At 66.0% G+C, this 15,158-nt stretch carries 16 protein-coding genes; 4 read left to right on the forward strand and 12 right to left on the reverse strand.

All coding sequences use genetic code 11. The features are described from left to right. Positions 1 to 6: 6 nt before the first annotated feature. On the reverse strand, positions 7 to 525 hold the full coding sequence (locus tag ACO07I_RS03030) for a cold-shock protein (protein ID WP_422014169.1): 519 nt from the start codon (positions 523 to 525) through the stop codon (positions 7 to 9). A gap of 125 nt (positions 526 to 650) precedes the next feature. On the opposite strand from ACO07I_RS03030, the gene ACO07I_RS03035 reads away from it, so the two are divergent. Both ACO07I_RS03035 and ACO07I_RS03040 read left to right on the forward strand, forming a co-directional pair. Then, a complete protein-coding gene (locus tag ACO07I_RS03035; protein ID WP_422014171.1) occupies positions 651 to 1,529 on the forward strand; it encodes an SDR family oxidoreductase in 879 nt (292 codons plus the stop codon). A gap of 258 nt (positions 1,530 to 1,787) precedes the next feature. Next, positions 1,788 to 2,339 carry a hypothetical protein gene (locus ACO07I_RS03040; RefSeq protein WP_422014174.1) on the forward strand — a complete coding sequence of 184 codons (552 nt, stop codon included), beginning with the start codon at positions 1,788 to 1,790 and terminating at the stop codon, positions 2,337 to 2,339. Between the two features lie 10 nt (positions 2,340 to 2,349). Here the strand turns inward: ACO07I_RS03040 and ACO07I_RS03045 are convergent, their stop codons facing one another. Further along, positions 2,350 to 4,149, reverse strand: a complete 1,800-nt coding sequence (locus tag ACO07I_RS03045; RefSeq protein ID WP_422014176.1) for an IlvD/Edd family dehydratase — start codon at positions 4,147 to 4,149, stop codon at positions 2,350 to 2,352. 98 nt (positions 4,150 to 4,247) lie between these two features. Here ACO07I_RS03045 and ACO07I_RS03050 point away from each other — a divergent pair, with 98 nt between their 5' ends. Then, positions 4,248 to 5,180, forward strand: a complete 933-nt coding sequence (locus ACO07I_RS03050; protein WP_422014178.1) for a sugar kinase — start codon at positions 4,248 to 4,250, stop codon at positions 5,178 to 5,180. Here ACO07I_RS03050 and ACO07I_RS03055 read toward each other — a convergent pair. The 6 genes from ACO07I_RS03055 to ACO07I_RS03080 form a co-directional block, all read right to left on the reverse strand. After that, the gene (locus ACO07I_RS03055; protein ID WP_422014180.1) at positions 5,155 to 6,132 is read right to left on the reverse strand and encodes a sterol desaturase family protein; all 978 of its coding nucleotides are present in this window, start codon (positions 6,130 to 6,132) and stop codon (positions 5,155 to 5,157) included. The genes ACO07I_RS03050 and ACO07I_RS03055 overlap by 26 nt on opposite strands. A 7-nt stretch (positions 6,133 to 6,139) precedes the next feature. Continuing rightward, positions 6,140 to 7,153, reverse strand: coding sequence for a YncE family protein (locus ACO07I_RS03060; RefSeq protein WP_422014182.1), 1,014 nt, complete (start codon positions 7,151 to 7,153; stop codon positions 6,140 to 6,142). Between the two features lie 55 nt (positions 7,154 to 7,208). Continuing rightward, positions 7,209 to 7,847 carry a bifunctional 4-hydroxy-2-oxoglutarate aldolase/2-dehydro-3-deoxy-phosphogluconate aldolase gene (gene eda / locus ACO07I_RS03065; RefSeq protein WP_422014184.1) on the reverse strand — a complete coding sequence of 213 codons (639 nt, stop codon included), beginning with the start codon at positions 7,845 to 7,847 and terminating at the stop codon, positions 7,209 to 7,211. A gap of 2 nt (positions 7,848 to 7,849) precedes the next feature. Beyond that, a complete protein-coding gene (locus ACO07I_RS03070) occupies positions 7,850 to 8,584 on the reverse strand; it encodes an SDR family oxidoreductase (protein ID WP_422014186.1) in 735 nt (244 codons plus the stop codon). A gap of 34 nt (positions 8,585 to 8,618) precedes the next feature. After that, positions 8,619 to 9,626: a TAXI family TRAP transporter solute-binding subunit gene (locus ACO07I_RS03075; protein ID WP_422014188.1), complete on the reverse strand. Its 1,008-nt coding sequence runs from the start codon at positions 9,624 to 9,626 to the stop codon at positions 8,619 to 8,621. 61 nt (positions 9,627 to 9,687) lie between these two features. Next, the gene (locus ACO07I_RS03080) at positions 9,688 to 10,434 is read right to left on the reverse strand and encodes an SIR2 family NAD-dependent protein deacylase (protein WP_422014190.1); all 747 of its coding nucleotides are present in this window, start codon (positions 10,432 to 10,434) and stop codon (positions 9,688 to 9,690) included. A 94-nt stretch (positions 10,435 to 10,528) separates the two neighbouring features. Between ACO07I_RS03080 and ACO07I_RS03085 the strand changes: the two genes are divergently transcribed. Further along, positions 10,529 to 11,386, forward strand: a complete 858-nt coding sequence (locus ACO07I_RS03085) for a polysaccharide deacetylase family protein (protein ID WP_422014192.1) — start codon at positions 10,529 to 10,531, stop codon at positions 11,384 to 11,386. Between the two features lie 94 nt (positions 11,387 to 11,480). Here ACO07I_RS03085 and ACO07I_RS03090 read toward each other — a convergent pair whose 3' ends face one another. From ACO07I_RS03090 to ACO07I_RS03105, 4 genes are read right to left on the reverse strand one after another with little or no spacing between them, the layout of a single operon-like run. Next, complete coding sequence (locus tag ACO07I_RS03090; protein WP_422014194.1) at positions 11,481 to 12,272, reverse strand: hypothetical protein; 792 nt, start codon at positions 12,270 to 12,272, stop codon at positions 11,481 to 11,483. Beyond that, positions 12,269 to 13,150: a phytanoyl-CoA dioxygenase family protein gene (locus ACO07I_RS03095; RefSeq protein WP_422014196.1), complete on the reverse strand. Its 882-nt coding sequence runs from the start codon at positions 13,148 to 13,150 to the stop codon at positions 12,269 to 12,271. The genes ACO07I_RS03090 and ACO07I_RS03095 overlap by 4 nt, the downstream gene beginning before the upstream one ends. Positions 13,151 to 13,164: 14 nt before the next feature. Beyond that, positions 13,165 to 13,959, reverse strand: a complete 795-nt coding sequence (locus ACO07I_RS03100; protein ID WP_422014198.1) for an enoyl-CoA hydratase — start codon at positions 13,957 to 13,959, stop codon at positions 13,165 to 13,167. A 2-nt stretch (positions 13,960 to 13,961) separates the two neighbouring features. After that, entirely contained in the window at positions 13,962 to 15,140 is a 1,179-nt protein-coding gene (locus ACO07I_RS03105; RefSeq protein WP_422014200.1) for a CaiB/BaiF CoA transferase family protein, read from the reverse strand. Positions 15,141 to 15,158: the final 18 nt, after the last annotated feature.

Here is a 15,158-nt window from a genome sequence, read left to right on the forward strand (position 1 = left end):
AGATCCTCAGTCGCCGCGGATCTCGACGACCTGCAGGCCCTTCTGGCCTTCGGCGATCCGGATCATCACTTTCTGGCCCGGCGCCAGCGAATCCAATCCGTGCCGCCGTAAAACAGCGGCGTGCACGAAGATGTCGCCCTCGGCCGTCTCGCGAGTCACGAACCCGTAGCCGCGCTCGTTATTGTACCATTTCACCAGCGCAGTGATGTAGTCGCTCATCTCGATCCCGTCAGGAACGGGCGATGGCCTCGTGACCTTTGGAATCGCCGTCGACTGGTCGACGTCGATCACCTTCATCACCTGCCACCCTTTCGGGCCGCGGACACCTGCGCAAGTGACAGTTGCACCGGGCTTGAGGTCTTCATGCCCGGACTGCCGCAGTGTCGTTACATGCAGGAACGCGTCGCTGTTATCGATGTCCAGGGCAAGAAATCCGTACCCTTTGACAGCGTTGAACCACTTTACCTTACCACGCAGCTCAACCGTACCAACGTCCCCGCTCGTCTCTCCCGGATGGGTCGTCATTCAACGATCCCGTGTTGTTATGCAGAAATGGTAACCATCCTGCGCGCTAGAAGCAACAGTCCTTGTCGGGGATTACAACCTCACGCTAGACGAATCGCCTGAAGCATTCACGGGAGGACCGACACATGTTCAAGCCAGATCTTTTCAAGGGAAAGCGCTTCCTCGTCACCGGCGGCGGCACCGGCCTCGGCCGGATGATGATGGAGAAGTTCGTCGAGCTGGGTGCAGACTGTGTGATCTGCGGCCGCCGTGGCGGCATCCTCGAAGAGACGGCCAAGCAAGTGATGGAAAAGTATCCCGGCCGCCGGGTCGACTTTCACGCCGTCGACATCCGCGTCGCGAGCGCCGTCGAGGAGATGATCGAACAGATCTGGGCCACCGGCCCCCTCGACGGGCTGGTGAACAATGCCGCCGGCAACTTCATCTCGCAGACCAAGGACCTGAGCCCCCGCGCCTTCGACGCGATTGCCAACATCGTGCTGCACGGCACGTTCTACATGACCAATGCCTGCGGCAAGCGCTGGATCGCGGAGCAGCGCAAGGCGAGCGTCCTCAGCATCCTCACGACCTGGGTTTGGACCGGCAGTCCCTTCGTCGTGCCGTCCGCCATGTCGAAGGCCGGCGTCGCCGTCATGACCCAGAGCCTCGCCGTCGAGTGGGCCCGCCATGGCATCCGCCTCAACGCGATCGCGCCCGGCCCCTTTCCGACCGAGGGAGCGTGGGCCCGCCTCAACCCGAGCCAGGAAAGCAACGACGCGCGCTACAACACCCGCAATCCGATGGGCCGCGTCGGCCGTCCCAGCGAACTCGCCAACATGGCAGCCTTCCTGATGAGCGAAGAGGTCGAGTACATCAACGGCGAGGTCATCGCGATCGACGGCGCCATGGGCATCATGGGCAACGGCACCTTCTCCCACATGATGTCCTACAGCGAGCAGGACTGGGTTCGCATTCGCGAACAGATCCAGTCGACCAACGCCGCCGACAAGGCCAAGCGAAGCTAGCGGCCGGTAGATGCGCGGCCCCTGCCGACCTGTGGCTTTCCTGCAACATGCCCGCGCGATTGAGCAGGAGCAGGCGGCAGAGGGCCCAATGTGGCCGCGTCTGCTGGGTCTCCGGCCTCAATTGAGCCAAAGTGTCATGGTGTTTTGAGGCTCCCAAGAACAAGCAATTTCCGGGTCCCCGAGAGACCAATCGTGCAGTCCAGTAACAAGCCGGTCGCCCCTTCCCTCCAGCCTTTGCCGCGTCGGCAAATGCTGTTCATGGGCACAGCCCTGACCGGCTTGTTGGTGATTCCTCCGGTCTTCGCGCAGAGCGTTGAGGCGCGTCACTGGCAGGGTGCGGCTGCGGTCACGAGACAACCTGAACATGTGGTCGCCACGACGGTCGCCGAGTGGCGTAGTCTGTGGAGCCGGGTCGGCACGCCGGCGCCGGACATGTTCGAGGCCGGCCGGATGAACGCCGTGGGAATTTTCCTGGGGCGTCGTGGCGGCGAAGGATACGCCGTGAACATCCTGTCGACGGCGCGTCGCCGCGATCGGATCGTCGTGGTCTTCGAGGAGCGCATGCCCGCCGAGATGATGATGGCCCAGCGTGGCGCGGGCCCTCGTCCCGTGGCGGGAGGTCCCGTGATGAGCGCGCCCTCGGGGCTTCCCCCAGGCGCGGCCGGCTTTGCCGCGCCCGGTGCGGGCGCCTCGCTGGCACCGCCGCCGCCAGTCGCGCGGCCCGTGGGCCAGCCGACTTCGCCCTGGGCGATCATCCTCATCAACCGGGCAGATCTGCCGGTCTCGGTCGAGCAGCGCCTCTTCCGCTGAGGCGCGCCGCTCAGTGGGAGTGCCGGGGCACCCCCTTGGTCTTGGCGATCTTCTGATAGTTCACCGCGAAATCCAGGCACGCGCCGCTGGCCAGTTGACCGACGAACTTGCGCTGCAATTCCTGCCAGGGCGTCTGGCTCGGGACCACGTCCGGCTTCCAGGCCTTCTTCCGTTTCGCGAGCTCTTTGGCCGTGATCAGGATATTGGCGGTACGCTTGCCGATGTCGACCCGCACCCTGTCGCCGGTCTGCAGCAAGGCGAGCCCCCCGCCCACAGCGGCCTCCGGCGACGCATTCAGGATCGAGGGGCTGGCTGAGGTGCCGCTCTGCCGGCCGTCGCCGATGCAGGGCAGCAGCAGGACCCCGCCCTTCACCAGCCGGTCCGGCGGCAGCATGTTCACGACCTCGGCGGCGCCGGGATAGCCGACCGGGCCGGCATTGCGGATCACCAGGATGCTGTTCTCGTCGATCGGCAGCTTGGGATCGTTGATGCGGTGGTGATAGTCCTCCGGTCCCTCGAAGACGATGGCCGTGCCTTCGAAGGCGTCAGGGTCGCCCTTGCGCTCGAGATACTTCTCGCGGAATTCTTGCGAGATGACCGAGGTCTTCATGATGGCCGAGTCGAACAGGTTTCCGCCCAGCACGGCAAAGCCCGCCTGGTTCAGCATCGGCTTGTCGTAGGTCTTGATCACCTCGCCATCGGCCTTCGGAGCGTGGCGCAGGTTCTGGGCCATGGTCTTGCCCGACACCGTCATCACGTCGCCGTGGATCTTCCGGCGGTCCAGGAGTTCTTTCATCACGGTCGGCACCCCGCCCGCGCGGTGGAAGGCCTCGCCGAGATACTTGCCGGCAGGCATGCAGTTCACCAGCAGCGGGATGTCGTAGCCGACGCGGTCCCAATCCTCGTTGTCGAGCGTCACGCCGATATGGCGCGCGATGGCATTGACGTGCGGCGGGCAGTTGGTCGACGCGCCGAGCGCGCTCGCCGCCACGATCGCGTTCTCGAACGCCTTGCGCGTGAGGATGTCGGAAGGCTTCAGGTCCTCCCACACCATGTCGACGATGCGCTTGCCGGTCTCGTAGGCCATCTGCCCGCGTTCCTTGTACGGGCCGGGAATGGCTGCACAGCCGGGCAGCGACATGCCGAGCGCCTCGGCCATGCTGTTCATGGAAAGCGCCGTTCCCATCGTGTTGCAATGGCCGACGCTGGGGGCGCTCGACGCCACCATCTCGATAAACTTCTCCATGTCGATGCGGCCGGCCGCCAGCTCCTGGCGCGCGTACCAGACGATGGTGCCGGAGCCTGCGAGGCCGCCGGCGAAATGCCCGTCGAGCATCGGCCCACCCGACAGCACGATCGCCGGAATGTCGACGGTGGCAGCGCCCATGATCATCGCGGGCGTGGTCTTGTCGCACCCGGTCGTCAGCACGACGCCGTCGAAGAAGTAGCCGTAGAGGCATTCCACGAGGCTGAGATAGGCGAGGTTGCGATCGAGTGCCGCCGTCGGGCGCTTGCCCGTCTCCTGGATCGGATGGACCGGAAACTCGATGGGAATGCCGCCGGCGTCGCGGATGCCGTCGCGCACGCGCGTCGCCAGGTCGAGATGATGCCGGTTGCAGGGCGAGAGGTCGCTGCCCGTCTGGGCGATGCCGATGATCGGCCGGCCGCTGCGAAGCTCGGCCAAAGTGAGGCCGAAGTTCATGTACCGTTCGAGGTAGAGGGCGGCCATGGTCGGGTCGCCCTTGGCATCGAACCATTCGCGGCTGCGCAAGGGACGCTTCGTCCCCTTCCCGTTCTTGTTGCTCGCCATCCATCCCTCCAGCTTCGTTGATACAACCCTGGGAGAAGGCGCGCCGGAAGTCCAGCGCATCGCTTGAGGTCCGGCCGCTCTCGTGTGACCCTTGGGCCATGACCAGCTCTCCGGACATAGTCTGCCTCGGCGAACCCCTGATCGAATTCAACCGCCCGAGAGAAGGCGACGGACGCACCTGGCTGCAGGGCTTCGGTGGCGACTCCCAGAACGTGGCCATCGCGGCGGCCCGTCAAGGCGCCTCGGCCGGCTACCTGACGAGCGTTGGCCAGGACTGGATGGGCGACGCATTTCTCGACCTCTGGAAGAGCGAGGGCGTCGATGCGTCGAGGGTCACGCGGCATCCGACCGCCGCGACCGGCGTCAGCTTCGTCACCCATTCCGCCGCGGGCCACAAGTTCGACTATCTGCGCAAGAACTCTGCCGCCTCTCTGATGACGCCCGATATGCTGCCCGCCGACTACATCGCGGGCGCCAGGGTCTTCCATCTCTCCGCGATCGGCCAGGCGATCAGCGACACCGCCCGCGAGACCTGCGACGCCGCCATCGAAATCGCCCGCAAGGCCGGCGTGAAGGTGTCCTACGATACCAATCTTCGACTGCGGCTCTGGGAGCTCGACGTGGCGCGCAAGGTCATCGATGCCACCATCGCGCGCTGCGACATCGCCCTGCCCAGTCTCGACGATTCCCAACAGCTCACCGGCCTGAAGGAACCCGAGGCGATCGCCGACTTCTATCTCAACCTAGGCGCGCCGCTGGTCGCGCTGAAGATGGGAGCGGAAGGATCGCTGATCGCCACCCGCGAGCGGCAGACCCGCATTGCCCCCCACAAGGTCGAGCCCGTGGATGCGACGGGCGCCGGCGACACGTTCGACGGGGCGTTCCTCACACGCCTGCTGGCCGGCGACGATCCGGAAACGGCAGCGCGCTATGCCAATGTCGCAGCGGCTCTGTCGACCACCGGCTACGGCGCCGTGACGCCCATGCCGCGCGCGGCCGACGTGCTCACGGCACTGAGGCGCGCCGCCTGAACCTTGGCATCAAGGCCCGCAGGAACCGGCCGAACACGGTTGCCTGCTGAACGATCCAGCCGCGGCCGTTGTCGGCATCGACGGCCGCATCGTCGACGCCCGTCGGCCGGATCTTCTCGTCATAGATCGCCGTGCCGAACAGGATGTCCCAGATCGGAAACACCGGCGCGAAGTTGTGGTCCTGGATATGCCGTTCGGCAGGGGTCGACAGGGCGTGATGCAGGCGGTGGAAGCGCGGACCGACCAGCAGCCGCTCGCCGAGCCAGCCGAACGACATGTCGACGTTGGCGTGCGACCAGCTTTCGACCAGCCGGCCGACCATCAGGATCACGACATATTCGCCGGGCTGCACGCCCACGAACTGGGAGAACAGGACCAGCGCCAGGGTGATCAGCAGGTCGTCGATCACGTGATTGCGGTCGTCCGTCCACACCGTCATGCGGCGCTGGCTGTGATGCAGGCTGTGCAGCGCCCACCACCATCCGAAGGCGTGCTGCCCGCGGTGCAGCCAGTAGGCCGCGAAGTCGTAGAGGATAAAGTAGACGAGGAACGAGATCAGGGCATTGTCGCCGATCCAGGGCAGCAGCCTCTCGAGACGTGGCGGCATGTAGCCCCAGCTCCGCACCGCCAGCTCGATCTCCTGAACCAGCGGGTAGGTCAGGATGAAGATGGCGAGCGGGATCACGCCGAGCTTGTTCAGGACCGTGTAGACGCGATCGACCATGATGAGGCTATCGTCGGGTCCCGGCTTCTCGAGCGGCCAGCGGCGCTCGAAGAAGCGCATGCCGATCGCGATCACCGCGATCTGGACGACGCCGAGCATGACGAACTCCACGGCACTGTAGCCGGGCTCGTACCAGGCCATGAGCCCGAAATGGAAAAGGACTGGACTGACGAGAGTCTCGAACAGCCAGGCCTGGACGCCGACCCAGAGGTCGATCAGGTCGCGCATGGCGCGCCTACTTGCGGTCGCCCGCCGTCGACGCCGCACGCACCGGCAGGCCGGCGCCGGCGGTGACGGTCGCCGTGGACTTCAACATGAAGACACCATGCGGTGACTTGCCTACCGGGACGCTTCCGACAACCTTCATCGTATCGATGTCGACGATGGCGACGCGGCGCAGGAAGCGCTGGGTCACCCAGAGTTCGCGCCCATCGGGCGTGATGTCCATGCAGTCGGGCCCGCCCGGGATGCGGACGCTGGCGACCACCTTCGGCTCGTCCTTGGTGTCGATCAGGGTAACCAGGCCCTCGACGCGATTGCTGAGGAAGTAGTGGCGGCCATCGCCCTTGGGAAAGAAATTGTGAGCGCCCTTGCCGGTCTGGAGGCTGCCCTTCACCGCACCGTCCTTGGGATCGACGGTCACGATCCGGTCCTCGCCGGTCAGCGCGACCAGCAGGCGCTTGTCGTCCGGCAGCATCACGATACCCGCCGGCGCATTGCCGACCGGCATGTTCCACTTGAGCGTCTGGGTCGCCAGGTCGAAGGCCGCGACCCGCCCGCTCTGCTGCAGGGTCACGAAGACGGTCTTGGACTCGGTATCGAAGGCGATGTGGCTCGGCAGGCCGTCGATGAATATGCGCCCGGCAAGGCGAAACCCATCGGCATGGTAGATGTCGACATGGTCGAGCCGGTAGGCGGCCGTCACGAACCACTTGCCGTCGGGGCTGAATCCCAGATGGTAGGGGTCGAGGATGTCCTTCACGACCCGCTTGCGCTCGCCGGTCTTGATGTCGAGGCTGAGCAGCTCGTTGGTCGCCGTCGACCCGATCAGCACTTCCTTGCCGTCCGGGGACAGGATCAGATGGTGGGGCTCCCGGCCGACCGGCAGGCGCACGACCTCGGTGCGGGCGCTACGGCTGAGGATGCTGTAGGACGCCTCGTCGGAATTCAGGATGATGACGGAATCAGCTCGCGCAGCCCCGCTCACCACAAGCGAAAACGCCAGCGCCGCGATCGACAACCTATTCATTCGGGTAGCCGTTGCTCCTTGAGGATTTTCTTGAAGCACCTTTCCACAGCTTCCGCTAGCGGCGTTTGAGCGTCGAGGCGGCGGCGGCCAGTCTTTCGACGCTTTGCCAGTCACCTGTTGCCACGGCGACACGCGGGGCCACCCAGGAACCGCCCACGCAGGCAACGTTCGGGAGCGCCAGATAGGCCGGCGCCGTCTCTGCCGTGACCCCGCCGGTGGGACAGAACCGCAGCCCTGAGAGAGGCGCGCCGACCGCCTTGATCCAGGTCAAACCGCCCGCGGCATCGGCCGGAAAAAACTTGAGAATCTCGAAGCCGTGCTCGGCCAGCGTCATCGCTTCGGACACCGTCTGGACGCCCGGCAGGAAGGGTAAGCCGGATGACCGAGCCGCCCGGGCCAATGCTTCCGTACAGCCCGGGCTCACGGCAAAGCGCGCGCCGGCACGCTGCACCTGATCGAGCTGTACCGCATCGAGCACGGTCCCTGCGCCGACGATCGCCTCCGGCACCTCGTCAACGATGATCCGCAGGGCCTCGAGCGCCACTGCCGTGCGGAGCGTGATCTCGAGGACCGGCAGGCCCCCGCGCACCAGCGCCCGGGCCAGCGGCACGGCCGTCTCCGGCGTCTCGATGGTGAGGACCGGGATGACCGGTGCCCGCGCGGCGATGGCAGCGATGTCCCCGACCGGGCTCACCGTCAGACGCTCCAGCCGCCGTCGATCACGTTGACCGTGCCGGTGGTGAAGGCGGATTCGTCGCTGGCGAGATAGGTTGCCAGCGCCGCAATCTCCTCGGCCGCGCCGAACCTGCCGGTCGGCTGGCGCTGCAGGAAGAACTGCCGGGCGTCGGCGCCGCCCCCCAGGGACGAGATGCGCTCGTCGAGCGACGGGGTCTGGACGGTGCCGGGGCAGATCGCGTTGCAGCGGATGCCCTTGGAGACGTAGTCGATCGCCACCGATTTGGTGAGCCCGATGACGGCGGCCTTGGTGGTCCCATAGACGAAGCGCAGCGCCGCGCCCTTCACCGAGGAGGCGGCCGAGGACATGTTCACGATCGAGCCGGAGCCCTGGGCCAGCATGCCCGGCAGGAACGCCTGGATCGTCCAGAACATGCTGCGGACGTTGAGATCGAAGGCGAACTGCCACTGCTCGTCCGTGGCATCGAGCACCGTTCCGTGATGGACGAACCCGGCGCAGTTGAAGAGCACGTCGACCGCGCCGGTTTCCACTGCGAGCCCGCCGATGGCGGCCTTGTCGAGCACGTCGAGCGTGCGTGTCGTCACGCCCTCGACCCCGTCGAGCGCCGCCAGCTTTGCGGCATCGACGTCGGTCGCCCATACCCGGGCCCCTTCGCGTGCAAACGCTCGCGCCGTGGCCGCGCCAATACCCTGCCCCGCCGCCGTTACGACGCAGGACTTGCCCTTCAGCCGCATCTCATCCTCCCCGGCCCGACCTGTTCGACGAGGCTTATTTGATCAGGCCCTTTTCCTGGTAAAATTTCTCCGCCCCCGGATGCAGCGGGATGGCAATGCCGTGCAACGCCGTGTCGAGCTTGATGGCCTTGCCCTTGGCGTGGCCCGAATCCAGCAGCCTGCGGGTGTTGGCGTTCCAGAGCGCGGAGGTGACGGCATAGATCAGCGCCTCCGGCTGCTTGATCGAGGTCGCCCAGATCGCGGTGACGCTGACGGTCTTGACGCCCGCGACGTTCTTGTAGGCGTCGTCCGGAATTTCGTCGTTCGCGAAGAAGCTGAACTTCTTCAGCAGACCCTCGGCCTCCGGCCCGGCGATCGGGACCAGGTCGATGCCCGTCGTGGCCGCCAGTTCGGAGATCGCCCCGTTGGGCCAGCCACTCACGCTGAAGAAGGCGTCGAGCGTCCCGTCCTTGAGCTTGTCGGCGGCCTGTTGCGTCTTGAGGTACTCCGCTTTCAGGTCCTTTTCGGTGAGACCGTAGGCGGACAGGATGAGCCGCGCGTCGACCAGAGTCCCGGAACCGGGCTCGTCCAGCGACAGGCGCTTGCCCTTGAGATCCGCCACGGTCTTGATGCCGGAGCCCTTGCGCGCCACCAGCTGGAAGCTCTCCGGGTAGAGGCTGGCGATCGCGCGCAGGCCTTCCGCCTTCGGGCGCCCCTCGTAGATGCCGGTCCCGTTGTAGGCCCAATAGGCCACGTCGGACTGAACGAAGCCGGACTGCAGATTGCCGGCGGCAATGGCCGTCGCGTTGGCTACCGAACCGTTGGAAGCCACGGCGGTCGCGACCAGACCCGGCACGCCGCACGAGCCGCCATCGGCACAGGCGCGCGACCCCGGCGGGTTGGAGATGGCATTGGCGATCAGTCCGCCGATCGGAAAGTAGGTGCCGGCGGTGGCGCCGGTGCCGATGCGGAAGAAGGTGATATCCTGCGCCGCGGCAGGCAGAGCGCCCCACGCGGCGGCGCCGAGGCCGCCCAGCAGCGCTGTCCTGCGATTGATACGCATTGGAATCTCCTCCTACTCGACGATTTAATCGCGTCCAACCTCGTGCTGCAACGACCGGCGTTCAATTCACGCCGATGGCGCGACTCAGGGTCGGCCCGATCTCCTTGTGAATGACCAGGTCGGCATCTTCGTCCTGGTCGGTGGGCTCGCGATTGACGATCACGAACTTGGCGCCATTGCGGCGCGCGAGTTGCGGAAACCCGGCGGCCGGATAGACCACCAGCGAACTGCCCAACACGATGAACAGGTCGCAGGCCAGCGTCTCCTCCTGGGCCCGCAGCATCGGTACCTCGGGCATCGCCTGGCCGAAGGAGATTGTCGCCGTCTTCACGATCCCCTCGCATTTTTCACAGATTGGCAGTGTGCCTTCCTCGAGGAAGGCCTTCCGGATCGGCGCGAGTTCATGACGATGTCCGCAGTCCAGGCACGTGGCGTAGGTCGTATTGCCGTGCAGCTCGATGATTCTGGAGTCCGGCACACCCGAGCGCTGGTGCAGCCCGTCGATGTTCTGGGTGATGATGGCGCTCATCCGCCCCTGCTCCACCAGCTTGGCGAGCGCGCGGTGGCCGGCATTGGGCTCGGCCTTCAGCATGGTCTCGTCGGTCGCGAACTTGCGGCGCCAAGACTCGCGGCGCATCTCGTCGGAGGCCATGAAATCGTCGAAGTAGATCGGCTTGTAGCGGGTCCAGATCCCACCGGGTGACCGGAAATCCGGGATGCCGGACTCGGTCGAGATACCGGCCCCCGTGAAGGCCACGATGCGCTCGGCCGCATCGACCATCGCGCGCAGGCGTTCGGCTTCGTCCATTGCTCACCTCCATCAAGGGCAGGATATCATCGGGCGATGGGCGTGCACGACAAACCGGCCTAAGCTTATGCGAACCCTTGCCGGAGCCGTCGCCATGCCGCGCCACATCGTCTGCCTCACCTTCGACCACGACCATCTCTCGAGCTTCATCGCCCGCGGCATGACCTCGCCGACCGCGATCTCCCGCGGCGAGTACGACATCGTGGTCATCCCGAGGCTCGTCGCCCTGATGGAGCGCTACGGCATCAAGGGTACCTTCTTCACGCCCGGTCACACGATCGACAGCACGCCCCAGGCCGTGGCGCCCTACGTCGAAGCGGGCCATGAACTCGCCCATCACGGCTGGACGCACCGGCTGCCCGTCACCCTCTCACGCGAGGAGGAAGAGGAGGAAATCGTCCGCGGCAACGAATCGATCAAGCGCATCAGCGGCCGGACGGCCCGCGGCTACCGCTCGCCGGCGTGGGATCTCTCGCCGCATTCGATCGAGCTCTTGCTGAAGCATGGCATCCAGTACGACAGCTCGATGATGGGCCATGACTACGACTGCTACTTCGCCCGCCAGGGTGACGTCGCCGAGCTGATGAAGCCATTCGTGCGCGGCCGCGAGACGCCCCTGCTCGAGATGCCGATCAGCTGGTCGCTCGACGACTTCCCGCACTTCGAATACATGCGCCTGCCCAACGGCTCGGTTCAGCAGGGCCTGATGAACGCCACAAACGTTCTCGACAATTTCGTCGACGACTTCACCTACATGACGCGCGTCCAGCCCGACTTCGGCATCCTCACCTACACCTTCCACCCGCACGTCATCGGCCGCGGCCACCGCATGATGATGCTGGAGCGCCTCATCCAACGCCTGATCGAGGGCGGCGCCGTCTTCATGACGATGGAACAGGCGATGGGCGAATGGCTGGCGCGCAGCCAGGCGGCGCGTAAGGCCGCGGAGTAGCCTCTTGTCGTCCTGAACGAAGCAAAGGATCTCACGCCCGCCCAGGGTCAGTTGGTCGTTCCGCAAGGTCCTTCCCTGCGCTCAGGACGACAGGCTAGAGCGGTACGCCCCGCGCGACGCGGATCGCGCGGCAGATCGTGACCATCTTGCCGATGGCGTGGTCGACGAACAGGCCAACGGCCTTCTCGATTTCCACGGCGTGGGCCGGCCGCCCGGCCGAGATCGCGCGGGCAATGTCGGCCGCAAGCGCGGCGGCCGTCCGGCGGTTGTCGAGAACGGCCCTGCGCAACGAGCCGTCTGCGGCGACCGGGGCCAGCGCCGTCTCGACACTTGCGAGGAACGACGGCGCATGAGCGAGGTGGCGGTACATGCTGGCCAGGATCAACGGCTGCGGCTCGTCGCCGAACTTGTTGAGGCGCAGGACCAGTGCCCAGGTTTCGGGGGCGACGTCTTCCTCGGAAGCCAGCTTGGGCAGGGCCAGGTCGGGCGCGGCCTTGCGCGGACCCGGCGTGATCTTGCCGTCGCGGGCCACCGCATCGTTCAGCCAGGCGCGCAGGGCGCCGAGGGCAAACAGGTTGATCGTGTTGGAATGGTCGTAGCTCGCTAGCACGGCATCGACGCTGGCCGGCTCCTCTCCCGCCAGAGACGCCAGCCTTGGAATGTCCATCGTCCGATGGAAGGCCGCCATCGCGGCGTCCGGCAGCCCGGCGAGATAGAGCGGCTTCACCGCCGCCCAGGCCCAGGGCAGCGCACCGTCCATGGTGGCGAGATGACGCCAGACGAGATTGACCACCCGGACGCCGACGGTGGCTCGAATGTCGGCAAAGAGATCGGCGATCTCGCCGGTGGCCGCAGCTTCGGTTATGGCTGGAAGAGGATCGCTCACTCGGCTGCCTGTTTGGAATCCTGTCCGAGGACCGTGAAGAACGAGGCGGTCTTGGGCTGCTTGGGCAGTTCCACCAAGCCCTCCTTGAGACGGGCGAAGCGGGCCTCCCGGCCGCGCACGATGCGGCCCTCGTTCAGGCTCGGCATCGGGTTGCGCGCGATCGGCACCGCATCGGCCGCGGTGTAGACGCAGATGTAGAGGCCGCGCGACTTGTCGGCGCCGTTGGCCGCCGAGCCATGGAGCAGCCGCGTGTGCATCAGGCAGACGCTGCCCGCCTTGCCGAGGCAGGGCACCGACTGGCCGAGCGCCTTCTTCTCCTCGTCGGGCGCGACCGCGCCGGTGAAGCGCTCGCCCTCGAACAGCGACAGGACCGGCCCCTTGTGCGAGCCCGGCACCACGGTGAGGCAGCCGTTGCTCTCGTCGACATCGTCGAGGAACAAGAGCGCCGTCACGATGTCGTCGTTGGTGTGCGGCGTATAGGCGAAATCCTGATGGTAGTTCACCTCGGTGCGCGCCCCGGGCAGCTTAAGGTTGATTTTGCAGTGGTGAAATTTCACGTCCGGCCCGATCAGCTCGGCCACCATGTCGACCATGCGCGCGTCGAGCATGACCTCGCGATAGGCGTCGGAAATGTCGGACGGATTGTTGATCCGCCGCAGGGCGGGCTTCTCCGCACTGTGCTCCGCCCCCATGTCGAAGCGCGGTCGGCCATCGACGGTCGGCGGGCCGAATGGGGTGGTGTGGGCCCTGCTCTGCTCGACCCACGCCTCGATCTCGCCCTTCAAGGCGGCGAGTTGGGCCGGCGTGACGGCGTCCTCCACCATGAGATACCCGTCGCGCCAGAACGCGTCGCGTTGCTCCTGTGTCAGCGCCGTCATCGCCGTCTCCCCGTTCAGCGTCCCTTGAACACCGGTTTACGCTTCTCCATGAAGGCCGTGCGGCCCTCGACATAGTCTTCCGAATCGAAGCACTGCTTCACCAGCCCGTTGAGGCGGGCGAAGTCCGGCTCGCCGTCGAGGCGCGTCAACTCCTCGATGGTGCGCTTGGCGGCATGCATGGTGAGCGGCGCATTCTCGCCGATCATGCGGCAGTAGTCGTCGACGAAGGAATCGAGCTCGGCATCGGGAACGACGCGCGTGACCAGGCCCATGCCGAAGGCTTCCTGGGCATTGAAGTGCCGGGCGGTGAAGAAGATCTCCTTGGCGTGGGACGGGCCCACGAGATCGGTCAGGATCTTCAGGCCGCTGGCGCGATAGCCCAGCCCGAGCCGCGCCGCGGGCACGCCGAACTGGCTGTTCTCCGAGGCGATGCGGATGTCGCAGAGCAGCGACACCGCCAGCCCGCCGCCGATGCAGTAGCCGCGGATGCGCGCGATCGTCGGCTTGGAGCACCGGTGAAGGCGCCGGTTGGCCTCCTCGCCGATCTTGTCGTAGTAGGCGACCTGCTCGGGCGTGTTGCGCGCCTTCTCGAATTCCGAGATGTCGGCACCCGAGACGAAGGCCTTGTCGCCTGCGCCGGTGACCACCACGACGCGGATCGCCGGGTCCTTCTCGAACTCGTCGAGAATGACCGGGATCGCCTCCCACATGTCGGTCGAGGTGGCGTTGTGTTTCTGCGGCTTGTTGAAGACGAGCCGGCCGACCGGTCCCACCTTCTCCGCGATCATGTTCGGCGTCGGGCTGATCATGCTCAGATCACGCCCCGCTTGCGAAAGTCGGCGATCGCCGCGTCGTCGAACCCGGCCTCCTTGAGCACGCCGTCGGTATGCTCGCCCTGCTCCGGAGTCGCCGTCTTCATCTCGAAGGGGGTGCGGCTCATGGTGATGGCCTGACCGATCAGCTCGATGTCGCCCAGCTTCGGCGAGTGCACGGGATGGGCCATCTTGAGGTGCTTGACCTGCGGATCGGCGAACATCTCGTCCATCTTGTAGATCGGACCGGCGGGCACGCCGGCCTTGTTGAGCTTCTCGACGAGGTCGGCGCTGCTGTATTGCGCAACCCGCTTGTTGATCTCGTCGTTCAGCGCGTCGCGGTTCTTGGCGCGGGCCTTGTCGGTGCTGAAGCGGTCGTCGGTATAGAGTTCCGGCGAATTCACGGCCTCGCAGAAGCGCTTGTAGATGTGGCCGCCCGAGGCCGCGATGTTGATGTAGCTGTCCTTGGTCTTGAAGACGCCGGTCGGAATCGAGGTCGGATGGTTGTTGCCGGCCTGGCCGGGCACTTCCTTCGACATCGTCCAGCGCGCCGCCTGGAAATCGCACATCGAAATCATGGCCTGCAGAAGCGAGCTCGACACCCACTGCCCCTGCCCCGACGTCTCGCGCTCCAGCAGTGCGATCAGGATGCCGATGGCGCAATGCAGGCCCGCGCCCACGTCGGCCACCGCTATACCGGCGCGCATCGGGCCCTCGCCCGGATTGCCGGTCACCATCATCAGGCCGCCCATGCCCTGGGCGATCTGGTCGAAGCCGGCGCGCTCGGCATAGGGCCCGTCCTGGCCGAAGCCCGAGATCGATCCCAGGACGATCCGCGGGTTCACCTTCTTCAGGCTCTCATAGTCGATGCCCAGGCGGAATTTCACGTCGGCGCGGTAGTTCTCGACCACCACGTCGGCCTGCTCGACCAGCTTCATGAAGACGGCCTTGCCGTCCGGCTCCTTGAGATTGAGCGTGATCGACCGCTTGTTGCGATGCAGGTTCTGGAAGTCCGGCCCATGGCGCGGCCCGCCCATGTCCATCTCGCCGGCCGACGGCGGCATTTCGACCTTGATGCAGTCGGCGCCCCAGTCGGCGAGGTAGCGGACAGCCGTGGGACCGGCGCGCACGCGCGTCAGGTCGAGGACTTTGAAACGGGCTAGCGGTCCTGCGGTCATGCTCTCACTCTACGTTTG

Origin of the sequence: Reyranella sp. (assembly GCF_965227665.1) — a bacterium.
GTDB lineage: Bacteria > Pseudomonadota > Alphaproteobacteria > Reyranellales > Reyranellaceae > Reyranella.

Bases quoted from the DNA above. Each gene is read 5' to 3' on its own strand.
- ACO07I_RS03055 (WP_422014180.1), bottom strand. From the start codon at position 6,132: ATGCGCGACCTGATCGACCTCTGGGTCGGCGTCCAGGCCTGGCTGTTC.
- ACO07I_RS03035 (WP_422014171.1), top strand. From the start codon at position 651: ATGTTCAAGCCAGATCTTTTCAAGGGAAAGCGCTTCCTCGTCACCGGC.
- ACO07I_RS03040 (WP_422014174.1), top strand. From the start codon at position 1,788: ATGGGCACAGCCCTGACCGGCTTGTTGGTGATTCCTCCGGTCTTCGCG.
- ACO07I_RS03100 (WP_422014198.1), bottom strand. From the start codon at position 13,959: ATGATCAGCCCGACGCCGAACATGATCGCGGAGAAGGTGGGACCGGTC.
- ACO07I_RS03060 (WP_422014182.1), bottom strand. From the start codon at position 7,153: ATGAATAGGTTGTCGATCGCGGCGCTGGCGTTTTCGCTTGTGGTGAGC.
- ACO07I_RS03030 (WP_422014169.1), bottom strand. From the start codon at position 525: ATGACGACCCATCCGGGAGAGACGAGCGGGGACGTTGGTACGGTTGAG.
- ACO07I_RS03050 (WP_422014178.1), top strand. From the start codon at position 4,248: ATGACCAGCTCTCCGGACATAGTCTGCCTCGGCGAACCCCTGATCGAA.
- ACO07I_RS03085 (WP_422014192.1), top strand. From the start codon at position 10,529: ATGCCGCGCCACATCGTCTGCCTCACCTTCGACCACGACCATCTCTCG.
- ACO07I_RS03075 (WP_422014188.1), bottom strand. From the start codon at position 9,626: ATGCGTATCAATCGCAGGACAGCGCTGCTGGGCGGCCTCGGCGCCGCC.
- ACO07I_RS03095 (WP_422014196.1), bottom strand. From the start codon at position 13,150: ATGACGGCGCTGACACAGGAGCAACGCGACGCGTTCTGGCGCGACGGG.
- ACO07I_RS03045 (WP_422014176.1), bottom strand. From the start codon at position 4,149: ATGGCGAGCAACAAGAACGGGAAGGGGACGAAGCGTCCCTTGCGCAGC.
- ACO07I_RS03070 (WP_422014186.1), bottom strand. From the start codon at position 8,584: ATGCGGCTGAAGGGCAAGTCCTGCGTCGTAACGGCGGCGGGGCAGGGT.
- ACO07I_RS03105 (WP_422014200.1), bottom strand. From the start codon at position 15,140: ATGACCGCAGGACCGCTAGCCCGTTTCAAAGTCCTCGACCTGACGCGC.
- ACO07I_RS03080 (WP_422014190.1), bottom strand. From the start codon at position 10,434: ATGGACGAAGCCGAACGCCTGCGCGCGATGGTCGATGCGGCCGAGCGC.